Raw genomic sequence first — 9,924 nt, 5'->3', positions numbered from 1 at the left:
AGTAAGCCATACCGGGACCAGCGACTATCCCCATTATCAGGGACACTCACAAGGTAACGGGTAATGAGTGGATAAGAATACAACATAACTGAAAGGACTATTATGACGCGTTATTTCACCTCCCTGATGACCTTTATGTTTGTATTGGCGATTGCTGGGATTATGTTTGATGGGATTGACTCGAGGCAAGGTATTACTATCACTTGCATCGTTTCTTTAGCTTCTGCTGCCGTAATCTATTGGCTATATCCGTTCTTTACTAGCCGAGAAAAGTAATCGAACAATCCGGCCCTTTAAAGGGGAATATTGAAGGCAGCATGGAGTATTGCAATGAGCGGCCGGTACGGATTGGATGATCTGTACAGGCGTATGGGTAAAAATTCGCACCCGTCGGTCCAGGCGTATGGCGAGCCATATACAAAAGCGTATGTTACGCCATACGCTAAAGCATATGTTCGCCAGCACGTGGTTTTACCTACTTCTTGCACTGAGCCGGACTCCGAAAATGCAAATCCACAGGGCTAGTGGACCGAAGGGAATGAGCAGTGCGGCCAGTTCCCGTGAGAGTCCTGCATGGACAAAAAGGAAAGAGGGGACAAGGATCATTGCTGCGCTTATGCTGCCCCAAGCGCAGCGAAGAACGTGCGGTCTTGTGACCGTTCGCGGCGGGTGGTCTGGATGATTAAGGCTAAAAAACAACTGCGAGCGCGGCGCGGGTAATGGTCGTATACATTCCTCTTATTCTTTTGGGGTTGGCGCCCATCCTATCGGAAGGGCAAACAGCCTGTTTGCTGCATTTTCTAAGAATAAGAATGTGTATACCGTAGGTGATATACAGCCTTCTCAAGCTGGAAAGTGGCTTAACGCGCCCGTACGGCCAGGCGGGCAGCGTGTGAGCTTATATGCTTGATGGTTATGGCCCTTACGACTGTTTTTGACCGCGCTACCATTCGCCACAACCTCACCGAGTTCAAACTCCGGTGGCTTGCCCACATTAAGCAATGGGAGGCGGAAAACCGGCCTGCGACTGAGTCAAGTCACGACCAACAGTTCTGGGGCGACCTGCTCGACTGCTTCGGCGTCAACGCCCGCGATTTGTACTTGTATCAGCGCAGCGCTAAACGCGCCTCAACCGGACGCACCGGCAAGATCGACATGTTCATGCCGGGCAAAGTCATAGGCGAAGCCAAGTCCCTCGGCGTCCCGCTCGACGACGCCCACGCCCAAGCATTGGATTATCTGCTAGGCGGTACTATTGCTAACTCGCACATGCCGGCCTACGTCATCTGTTCCAACTTCGAGACCTTGCGGGTAACCCGCCTTAACCGCACCTATGTAGGCGATAGCGCAGACTGGGACATCACTTTCCCCTTAGCCGAGATTGACGAGCACGTCGAGCAGCTTGCTTTTCTCGCTGACTATGAAACCACCGTCTACCGGGAAGAAGAAAAGGCGTCCCTGGTAGCCTCCCGGTTAATGGTGGAACTTTTCCGCGCTATGAACGGCGACGACGTGGACGAGGCAGTCGGCGATGACGCGCCCACCACCCCGGAGGAAGAAGACGAGCGCGTCATGCGCACCTCTATCTACCTCACCCGTATCCTTTTCCTGCTCTTCGGCGACGACGCAGGACTTTGGGATACCCCGCACCTATTTGCCGACTTTGTGCGCAATGAAACCACCCCAGAGTCTCTCGGCCCGCAGCTCAATGAGCTATTTAGTGTGCTCAATACCGCCCCGGAAAAGCGGCCTAAGCGTTTGCCGTCAACGTTGGCGAAGTTCCCGTATGTCAACGGTGCCTTATTTGTTGAACCATTGGCCTCAGAATACTTCGACTACCAGATGCGCGAAGCCCTGCTTGCTGCCTGCGACTTCGATTGGTCAACCATTGACGTCTCCGTCTTTGGTTCGCTGTTCCAGTTGGTGAAATCGAAGGAAGCACGCCGCAGCGACGGCGAACACTACACCTCCAAGGCCAACATTATGAAGACCATCGGTCCGCTTTTTCTAGACGAGCTTCGAGCGGAGGCAGACAAGCTGGTGTCTTCTCCGTCGACGTCGGTAGCCGCATTAGAGCGCTTCCGCGACTCACTCTCCGAACTGGTCTTCTGTGACCCGGCCTGCGGCTCCGGAAACTTCCTCCTGCTCGCCTACCGGGAATTGCGTCGGATCGAAACAGACGTGATTGTCGCAATTCGTCAGCGTCGCGGTGAGACCGGCATGTCGTTAAATATTGAGTGGGAGCAGAAGCTATCCATCGGCCAGTTCTACGGCTTCGAGTTGAACTGGTGGCCTGCCAAGATTGCCGAGACCGCCATGTTTCTAGTTGACCACCAGGCAAATAAAGAGTTGGCGAATGCTGTCGGCAGGCCTCCTGAACGGTTGCCGATTAAGATCACCGCCCACATTGTCCACGGCAACGCCCTGCAGCTTGATTGGGCGGATATACTCCCGGCTTCCGCCGCTAAAGCCTACCTCTTCGGCAATCCTCCCTTCCTTGGGGACCACACACGAACACCGGAACAACTAGAGGATCTCAAAGCCGCGTGGGGTGGCATACAGGTTTCTCGACTCGATTTTGTAACAGGGTGGCATGCTAAAGCGCTCAGCTTTTTTGCTAACCGCCCAGGAGCCTTTGCTTTTGTCACTACGAATTCGATTACCCAGGGAGATCAGCCTGCACGCCTGTTCAGCCCTATTTTCAAGGCAGGGTGGCGTATCCGCTTTGCTCACCGCACGTTTGCTTGGGACTCTGAGGCACCCGGTAAAGCAGCAGTTCACTGTGTAATCATCGGGTTCGACAAAGAAACAAGCCCCACACCCCGCTTATGGGATTATCCCAGCATTAAAGATGACCCTGTTGTTATTGCAGTTCACGAAGGTATCAATGCCTACTTAGTCGATGGCCCTAATGTCCTTGTTGGAAAGACCTCATCTCCCCTCTCTCCAGCTCTACCCGAGGTAGAGTATGGATCTAAGGCAACTGATGGAGGAAACTTCATTGTTTCTGCCGAACAATATGAAGAGGTCAAGAACGACCCTATCTTGTCGAAGTACCTGCGGCGCTACATTGGCTCTACTGAATTGATTAACAACAAGCAGCGATGGTGCTTGTGGCTAGCCGACATCGATCCTGATGATTACGAAAAGTCCCCAGAGCTCAAACGGCGAGTAAAGGCCGTTGAAACATCACGCGCGAAATCAAAAGCGAAAACTACCCGTGAATTCCCACACCACCACCTTTTCCGCCAAATCGGTTTTACTTCCGACCTCCCCTTCGTAGCTATCCCGGAAGTAAGTTCAGAAAACCGACGCTACTTGCCAGTAGACATGCTTGAACCGAAGACGATCATCTCCAACAAAGTCTATGGAGCGCTTGATCCCGAAGGGTTTATTTTTGCGGTAGCTTCTTCCTCCATGTTCATTACATGGATGAAGACTGTTGGAGGCCGATTAAAGTCAGACGTTAGCTTTTCCAGCACCATTACGTGGAACAACTTTCCTCTTCCAGTCTTAGGCCATTCGACGCGGCTGCGAATTATTAAAGCGGGCAAAAAGGTGCTCGACGCTCGCGCGCTGCACCCAGAACGCTCCCTCGCCAAGCACTACAATCCGCTTGCAATGACGCCCGAACTAATCAAGGCCCACGACGCACTCGACCGAGAAATAGACAAAGCGTTCGGTGCACCGCGCAAACTCACAACTGTTCGACAGCGCCAGGAGCTGTTGTTTGCCAACTACGAAAAGCTCACCACGCAGCAGCCCTAAAAGCATATGGCCGCGTATCCGTCTCGGCTATGTCAGTGGTTGTGCTGGTAGTAGGCCTAAATATTACGGGGCAGTAGTGGGGCGGCGTGGCTTTTACGCCAGGTGTTGGTGGCGCGGAAGGCTTGACCTTGGCGCAAAATCGTGCAGCCAATTTCGCCGCGTTTGAACCCGAACAGGGTGTGGAGCATATTCGCGGTGGCGGTCGCATCGGCTACTGCTGCGTGCGCGTCTGGATTGTCCAGTCCCAGACGGTCAAGGAGTGTCGGTAGGTTGTAGGGGCCACGGTCGAGCATTTGCTTGGCAAGGTCAATGGTGTCAATGAACGGGAAGAACTCGTCCTCATCATTGTCGACGCCGGTCATGCGGTCTACCTCAGCAATGATCATTTTTGAGTCAAACGGTGCGTTGTGGGCAAATAGCTGCATACCGTCGATGTAGCTAGTGAAGTCCCCATACACATCACTAAACGTGGGAGCAGTAGCCACCATGTCGTTGGTAATGCCGTGAATGTGGGAGTTTCTAATGGCCTTGCCGTCAGGATTAAGCAGTGTGTGCCAGGAGTCAACGGGGTTGAAATGGCTGTCTGCGCGCACAGCAGCAAGTTCAATGATGCGGTCATAGCGCTTGTTAAAGCCGGTGGTTTCGGTGTCGATGAAGGCAAAGACCGGCTTGCCCGGTGTGCGCGGGGTGTAGCGGTTAAAAAGGTTTTCTAGAAAGCCCATGGCTCCAAGAGTAGAGGCCCATACCGACATGGAGGCTTAAACGCTATCGAACCCTGCAGCCAGCATGGATTTCTGTGGATAACCACACTAGCGCCGTGCGGCTTGTCCACAGGGTGAGCGTGGTTGCCCTTTCGCAGTAGGCGTGGGGGTGGTTGCCTTAGTGCTATGAGCACTTCGCAGGACTACCCAAACACCACCCCGACCCCCGCCACTACAACCGCTGAGAGTGGCCAGCGGCAGGGGCCTAGCTTGCTGGATATGTCCCAGCAGCAGTTAAATGCTGCTACCCAGTACATGATTGATGAGTTAATGAGCCACGGCATGAGTGAGACGGAAGCTATAGAGTATCTCGACGAGTTGGAGAAGAAAGCTATCTTGGATGATTTCTGGGAAAGCACTAACTAAGGACTAAACCTGTCTTTCGTGGGCGTGGTTAGAGTTCGGCGTCCTGACCGTCTTCGTGCTCTTCCTCTAGCTCTGATGCCTTGTTCTCAATCTGGTTGTCGTGTGCGTTATCCACGGTCTGGTAGCCGGTAGGAGCCACCTCGTCTGGCCCGAGGCTGGCGAGGAAATCGAGGCTTTCCTGTGCCTCAGGTGCAAGGCCTTCCTGTTGGTGAGGAAAGCGTGAAAGCACAGTGTCGAGACTGTTGTGTTCCTCCGGGCCGTATGGGGTGTGGTCTCGGCTTGGATAGTGTCTATCCATTGGTGTGCGCGAACGTGAAGGCGGGTGTCGATAGCGTCGAGTTCTTCGCGGTTGAGAAAGTTTGCGGAAGATGGGGTACTGGTTCTTGCCCAGTTTCTACGCAGTAGGTAGTAGTGACGGTGGTGAGGCGCTCGCTAGTTTCGGCAGGGAGGAAATCACTATTGGGAGCCAGGGTACGAGCCGCGAAATATATCTGAGAGTTATTGTAGTGTACGTATGCCAAACAACCGGTAGCCAGCTTTAACTACGAGTTGGTCGAAGCGAGGTATTTTCAATCGAGTGGCATTAAATCATGCTGAGAAGTTAGATCTCTTACTGTCATAGTGGGACGTTAAGTAGCGCTAGGGGGCGTGATCGCCTGTTCGCTCTACGAGGCTCTATTTGTCAACCGTCTATATACGAAAATTTGGCCAAATAATTTGTCTACCTTCAGAGTCTGTTGCTTTCAGTCTTCCCCAGCCTGACCCAATAATTTGAACAATGGGTGTCCATAGCGCCAGTGCAACAATCCAGCCGCCTATATTACCTAGACCTAGGTCATTGAGCGTTATGTCGAAAAAGGATCGCAGGAAAGATGTAACTACAAGGCAAAACCATGCGAAGAAAGTTGTCCTCTCCAGTGAGTAATCATCTGAATCGTTGGTCACTGTATAGTTTTCGCTGAAAGCTAAGTAAATCCATAAAAATCTAGACGAAAATATTACTCCCCCTAGTAAGTAAAGAGTCCCTATTGCTATGAATTCTGACTTTTCTGAAGGGGTAGTTTCTGAGGCGAATGAATCGAAAAAATACAATAATGAAGTTGATGCACCCATTCCTGAGATAATTACATTAATCCAGGAGTATAAACGCGCGTTGCTTCCCAGTGTCGCGCTTTCTGTGTTGTATTTTACTACATCGGAATCCCTCTTTGGGGTGACGTTTTCTTTTTGGTCTTGTCTATGGAATTTCTGAATGGATAGAACTAGGGTGCAGAGAACGAACAAGTAAGAAATCACCCTCACCAATATTGGTACGTGAGGATGATTCTTCTTCCTGTAAGAGGTTTGCTTTCGATTTATCTTATTGAAACGTTTTGTCAAGGTGGTTTTTATCCTTTTGCTTGCGTTTATGGAGCTGTTCAAGAGTTGTTATTTCATATCTATTACGAGTCTATCCATGTAGTCATGGTTACATATTCTGTTAGTGGTCCTTTGTGGGGTGGGGTGGGGGGGCCGGCTTGAGGCGCTACGGTAAAAATCTGATGTAAAAGATGATAGAAGCTGGGTGAAGTGTATGTGGAAGGCTATTGTCGTAGTTGGGTGCCCGTTGGGATAGGGGAAGCTGACTCTGGCGGTGCTTTTGCTTGTTTGGGGTAATACCGATTGAATGTATCTCAACGATGGAATTACATTAGAGATCATGATGTCAACGAACTCATACTAAGAGGCCTGAGCCACATGGTGTAATGGCGTGGGTATGCCCCTTATGTTGATTATTTAGGTAATTCATTCTGTCCAGAATTTGATTGTTTAACTTTTTAGTCTTCCTGGAGTGCTCAAACCCTAGAAAACTTAGCTATGTGAGCCTCATAGTATGATTTGGTGAGGAATTTTTCGGATGTTGTCTCTGTGCAGGGAATTTCAGGGGATAATGGTTGAATGTCATTGGACTTGAAGATATCTAAACGTGCAAAAGTAAACTGAGTTAGTATTGCTTGTATCGTTTACGATCAGTCGAATTTATCGAACCAGCGCGGATCCACTGTCGGGCGCAGCTTCACCCCGGATTCGCCATCAGCACGGATGAGCTCAGCCAGGCGGTCACCACTAATCAAATCCACTGTCGGAACTGTGGACGTGGCAGCTTTGCGGGCCGGTTCTGTAAACCGGCTTAGCGTCACAATAATTGCTCGCTCAGCGCCCTTTGTCTGCGCGTCACGCTGAAAGAGTGCTACGGTTTCACGTCCAATAGGTTTGCCCTCAGGCGCATAGCGCTTGATCTGCATGGCCACTCGGGATGATAGAACCGGACTCAAAGGTGCCGTACCGATCGCATCCACACCTTCGTCTCCGGAGCTGCCGGTGTGCTGAAGTTGTAGGCCTTGTCGGCGAAGTAAATAGATAACAAATTTTTCGAAACCTTCGGGTGGAAGCTGGTGCAGGCGCTCTAGCAACTGGCTCTTCCAATCACGTTCCTGAGCTTCCGCGCTGGATTCCGTTAGGATTTCCCCGTCAGAAAGGTCCTCTGCTTCCTGGGAAGCTGCGTTTTCGCGCTTGAGCTTCTTCTGCTCCCGTAAAACTCGGGATGCCTCACGGTCAAGATCGTGGACCATGGAGAATCGCTCATCTTCAGGAAGTTTGAGAATATTCTCCCCAGTTTCGGTGAGTAGATACACCCCCTGGTCTGGTTGTTCCAAGGCTCCGATTCGCTTTGCGGTTGATCGGCCCCACGCTATCCGGTGAATTAACACTGGGGGGCTTGCATCCTCTTGATATTTCATCGCTAGAAGAGCTTCGGAGTTCGGGAGGAGCTCGAGAACTTCGTCAACAATCTCTTGCACTCGGGCGGAACCACCCAAACCTGCTACTGCCACCAGAATTGGAACAACAAGTTGTTGGCTGGTAGGCATGCCTCGTTCTGTGAACGATTTGCTAGATTCCGTGTCTTTCACTATTTCCATTTTTGCAGAGTAGATGCGGGTAAAAAGGCTGAAGGTTAAGCAATGCCTAACGCTGCATAACCTTCACGTCCACATCACTATAAGGCCGAGTCCGGCCATAGTGCTTACATCAGACTACTAAACAGGCACTTACAGAAGAAGAACCAGTGCTTTAAGAAAACGGATGGGTAGTAGCTAACCTTCTTAAATTAAATAGCTTTCGACGTGGCCTATTAAATATTTAGCGCCTCTAGTTAGGGATCTAATTTTCTCGTCAGTAACTATAGATTCAAATATTCCGTCAACTCCAGCAAATTCATAAGTATTGAATTGTACCGCTGTCGTATGTACAATCTCGTGTCTTTGATTTGTAAGTTCGGTTACGGATTCCTTAAAGGGTGTGAAAATATCGTCAGGCATGAAACTACTAGGTTTCTTGAAACCTAGATCTCTAAACAGTCTTGCTATTGCTTCCATTCCTTGAAAGTTATCTCGACGTAACGATTTATCTAATTCTGCTGCTGCAAGCGTGTGGTCTGATCCTACCCCTAGGTCACGTGACGAAGTTTTGGCCACGTCAACTATTAAGCGCGAGACAGTCAGTGGAATATCAAGCCTGATCTTATTGGGTGGTTCGAGGAGGCCGTATAAATAGGATAGGGTAGATTCTCGTAAAATCTTTTTACAAAGGAGATCGAGACTACCGACTGCCATAACGACCGAAGAATTAGCAATATCGGTAGCGATACTTTGGCCCCCGACGGTCGAAGAACTAGCTAGGTGAGCTAGAGATTTACTTCTTTCTATCCCACTCTCGAAAGTAGATAGATGTTCGGAAAGGTTTCGTCTGGGATCGTAGAACATTGTTAGAGAGTTAAGATGTTAGTTCGATCACACGGGCCGAAAAATCAGAGAAAATTTTATTAAATTCCTTGACCTTTTCTTTCTGTGTTTCGAGCGCTACGCCAGTGACGTTCAGGTCATTATCGGACAGGACGTAGACCGGCTTTCGTGCTGCTTGCGAGCATGCGATCAGGGAGTTAAAATCCGGAATTTCGGCTAGGCGAAGCGAAGAAGAAGGTTTATTCAGGCTTTTCTTCGGAATAAGATTATTTGATTTCATTGCCGGAATAAAGATTTCGTCAACGGCTTCATCTAAGTGTTTGAAATATTGTTCGAACGAACGTGCTGGCATTCCTTTTCTAAGGCGATAGCGCTGTACTACTGTTCCCAAAAATTTAGGTTCTGTTGCCTCAAACTTGTATAGGAGGTCAGGGTCGTTGAACATTCCTAGTTGGTTAACCTTGCGAGCCCAGTCACGCCATTTTGGAATTGCGGTAGAAAGGCTTTCTATAGCCATTACAGAAAAGATATCGGGAATTACTGGAACTATAAAGTAATCCGCGTTTAGAAGATTGATCTGGTTGAGTGCGCCCAGGCTTGGGCTCATGTCGATTAGAATGTAATCCGCGTGATACTTGTCTGCTAAAAGCTCATAGAGCTTTTTGAATGACCCGGGAACATTTTGCATTGCAGGTAGCATTCCGCCCACACTCATAGCGGTTGCTAGCTGGGTTTCCACCTCTGCGAGTCGGACGTTTCCGGGCAGGAGCCATAAGTTCTCGTTGCCTGATACGGCAGGAAGGTCCGGAGCCTCAATCTTTGTTCCTGTGCTTTTCATTGCAGGTAGGAGGCTTGTATAGAGGTTGACTGATTCGAAGTTTTGGTATGTGGAGGCGAGTACCTCGTCGCCTTGAGAATCTAGAGTAAGCCCTGTTAGATTGCACTGAGGGTCTGCGTCCACCATGATTACTCTCTTGCCTTCGTCGGCAAGTTTCCAGGCAAGGTTGAAGCAAGTGGTGGTCTTGCTTACGCCGCCTTTGTTGTTGAAAAGTGCAATAATGTTACAGGTCATGGCTTTCCTTAGTGTTGTGGAGGTGGGGTCAAGTCAATAGTAGCTGCTATGTACGGTCTGTGTGCGGTTTTGCATTTAGTTATTTGTCCTTTAGGTTTTCTCGTTTTGGACCCGTTAGCTGAGTTCATTGCGTAGCCCTCGGGGGAGCCTTATTTTGGTCTTTTCACCGTGTCGG

General features: G+C 49.9%; 8 protein-coding genes. 2 read left to right on the top strand and 6 right to left on the bottom strand.

Annotated features, from left to right (window positions below):
- Positions 1-915: 915 nt before the first annotated feature.
- Positions 916-3,768 carry a DNA methyltransferase gene (locus QKE30_RS10385; protein WP_347934744.1) on the top strand — a complete coding sequence of 951 codons (2,853 nt, stop codon included), beginning with the start codon at positions 916-918 and terminating at the stop codon, positions 3,766-3,768.
- A 56-nt stretch (positions 3,769-3,824) separates the two neighbouring features.
- Here QKE30_RS10385 and QKE30_RS10380 read toward each other — a convergent pair whose 3' ends face one another.
- A complete protein-coding gene (locus tag QKE30_RS10380; RefSeq protein ID WP_347934743.1) occupies positions 3,825-4,490 on the bottom strand; it encodes a 3'-5' exonuclease in 666 nt (221 codons plus the stop codon).
- Positions 4,491-4,655: 165 nt separating this feature from the next.
- Here QKE30_RS10380 and QKE30_RS10375 point away from each other — a divergent pair, with 165 nt between their 5' ends.
- Positions 4,656-4,895: a hypothetical protein gene (locus tag QKE30_RS10375; RefSeq protein WP_347934742.1), complete on the top strand. Its 240-nt coding sequence runs from the start codon at positions 4,656-4,658 to the stop codon at positions 4,893-4,895.
- 28 nt (positions 4,896-4,923) lie between these two features.
- On the opposite strand, the gene QKE30_RS10370 is transcribed toward QKE30_RS10375, so the two are convergent.
- The 5 genes from QKE30_RS10370 to QKE30_RS10350 all read right to left on the bottom strand — a co-directional run bounded on the left by QKE30_RS10370 (position 4,924) and on the right by QKE30_RS10350 (position 9,749).
- Positions 4,924-5,124: a hypothetical protein gene (locus QKE30_RS10370; protein WP_347934741.1), complete on the bottom strand. Its 201-nt coding sequence runs from the start codon at positions 5,122-5,124 to the stop codon at positions 4,924-4,926.
- 461 nt (positions 5,125-5,585) lie between these two features.
- Positions 5,586-6,275, bottom strand: coding sequence for a hypothetical protein (locus tag QKE30_RS10365; RefSeq protein ID WP_347934740.1), 690 nt, complete (start codon positions 6,273-6,275; stop codon positions 5,586-5,588).
- A 629-nt stretch (positions 6,276-6,904) separates the two neighbouring features.
- Complete coding sequence (locus tag QKE30_RS10360) at positions 6,905-7,846, bottom strand: restriction endonuclease (protein ID WP_347934739.1); 942 nt, start codon at positions 7,844-7,846, stop codon at positions 6,905-6,907.
- A gap of 192 nt (positions 7,847-8,038) precedes the next feature.
- Positions 8,039-8,410: a hypothetical protein gene (locus QKE30_RS10355; RefSeq protein ID WP_347934738.1), complete on the bottom strand. Its 372-nt coding sequence runs from the start codon at positions 8,408-8,410 to the stop codon at positions 8,039-8,041.
- 298 nt (positions 8,411-8,708) lie between these two features.
- Positions 8,709-9,749, bottom strand: coding sequence for an AAA family ATPase (locus QKE30_RS10350; protein WP_347934737.1), 1,041 nt, complete (start codon positions 9,747-9,749; stop codon positions 8,709-8,711).
- Positions 9,750-9,924: the final 175 nt, after the last annotated feature.

The organism is Corynebacterium sp. c24Ua_83 (assembly GCF_039907245.1).
In the GTDB taxonomy this organism is placed as follows: domain Bacteria; phylum Actinomycetota; class Actinomycetes; order Mycobacteriales; family Mycobacteriaceae; genus Corynebacterium.
This window is presented reverse-complemented; position numbering and strand designations above follow the sequence as displayed.

Bases quoted from the DNA above. Each gene is read 5' to 3' on its own strand.
- QKE30_RS10375 (WP_347934742.1), top strand. From the start codon at position 4,656: ATGAGCACTTCGCAGGACTACCCAAACACCACCCCGACCCCCGCCACT.
- QKE30_RS10350 (WP_347934737.1), bottom strand. From the start codon at position 9,749: ATGACCTGTAACATTATTGCACTTTTCAACAACAAAGGCGGCGTAAGC.
- QKE30_RS10385 (WP_347934744.1), top strand. From the start codon at position 916: ATGGCCCTTACGACTGTTTTTGACCGCGCTACCATTCGCCACAACCTC.
- QKE30_RS10380 (WP_347934743.1), bottom strand. From the start codon at position 4,490: ATGGGCTTTCTAGAAAACCTTTTTAACCGCTACACCCCGCGCACACCG.